The organism is Streptomyces sp. NPDC044704, from assembly GCF_056433525.1.
This window is the reverse complement of the sequence record NZ_JBWKGY010000018.1, coordinates 1-1,269: the sequence shown is the minus strand read 5'-3', so window position 1 is coordinate 1,269 and position 1,269 is coordinate 1. Positions and strand designations below refer to the sequence as shown.

At 70.4% G+C, this 1,269-nt stretch carries 1 protein-coding gene and 1 rRNA gene; both read right to left on the bottom strand.

Features of this window, described 5'->3' with window-relative positions:
* On the bottom strand, positions 1 to 953 hold a 953-nt coding region (locus tag AC07B0_RS31515; RefSeq protein ID WP_478899444.1), incomplete at its 3' end, for a hypothetical protein.
* A 225-nt stretch (positions 954 to 1,178) separates the two neighbouring features.
* Positions 1,179 to 1,269, bottom strand: a 5S ribosomal RNA gene (gene rrf / locus AC07B0_RS31510); the annotation flags it as partial.

The window sequence follows — 1,269 nt, the reverse complement described above, 5'->3', positions numbered from 1 at the left end:
TGAGGGGCGGTCGCCACCACGGTCGTCACGACCGCCACGGAAACCACCACGGTCGTCATCACGACGCGGGTACGACGGACGGTCCCCACCACGGTCGTCACGACGCGGGTACGAGGGACGGTCGCCACCACCGGTGGGACGGCCACCACGGTCATCGTCACGACGCGGGTACGACGGACGGTCATCGCGACGCGGGTAGGACGGACGGTCGCCACCACGGTCATCGCGACGGAAACCGCCGCCACCACCCGTGGGACGGCCACCACGGTCGTCATCACGACGCGGGTACGAGGGACGGTCCCCACCACGATCGTCACGACGGAAACCGCCGCCACCACCGGTCGGACGGCCACCACGGTCGTCATCACGACGCGGGTAGGACGGACGGTCCCCACCACGGTCATCGCGACGGAAACCGCCGCCACCACCGGTCGGACGGCCACCACGGTCGTCATCACGACGCGGGTACGAGGGACGGTCCCCACCACGATCGTCACGACGGAAACCGCCGCCACCACCCGTGGGACGGCCACCACGGTCGTCATCACGACGCGGGTAGGACGGACGGTCCCCACCACGGTCGTCACGGCCGCCGCGGAAACCACCGCGGTCGTCATCGCGACGCGGGAACGAGGGGCGGTCGCCACCACGGTCGTCACGACGGAAACCGCCGCCACCACCGGTCGGACGGTCGCCGCCGCGGAAGCCGCCACCGGAGGGACGGTCGCCGCCGCCACGGTAGCCGCCGCCGGCCGGGCGGTCACTGCCACCGCGGTAGCCGCCACCTGCGGGGCGGTCGCCGCCGCCACCGCGGTAGCCACCACCGGAGGGACGGTCGCCGCCGGCGGGACGCCCACCACGGTCGTCACGGCGGAAACCGCCGCCACCACCGGTCGGACGGCCACCACGGTCGTCGCGGCGGAAGCCACCACGGTCACCGCCACGGTCGTCACGGCCCCCGCGGTAGCCGCCCCTGTCACCGCCGTCGTTGCGCCGAGGCTCGCGCTCCGGACGATCGTCGGGAGAGTTGGACATGGGTGTGACTCCTGTCTTCGGGGTACCGCTAGTCATTCTTGCGCAACCAACCCATGGCCGCGCTTCGGCGTAAAGAGGTGTAAAAAAACAAAAGGACCCTTGGTCCAGCGTTGAACGCTGGACCAAGGGTCCTTTGAAAGATTGTTCGGCGGCGTCCTACTCTCCCACAGGGTCCCCCCTGCAGTACCATCGGCGCTGAAAGGCTTAGCTTCCGGGTTCGGAATGTAACCGGGC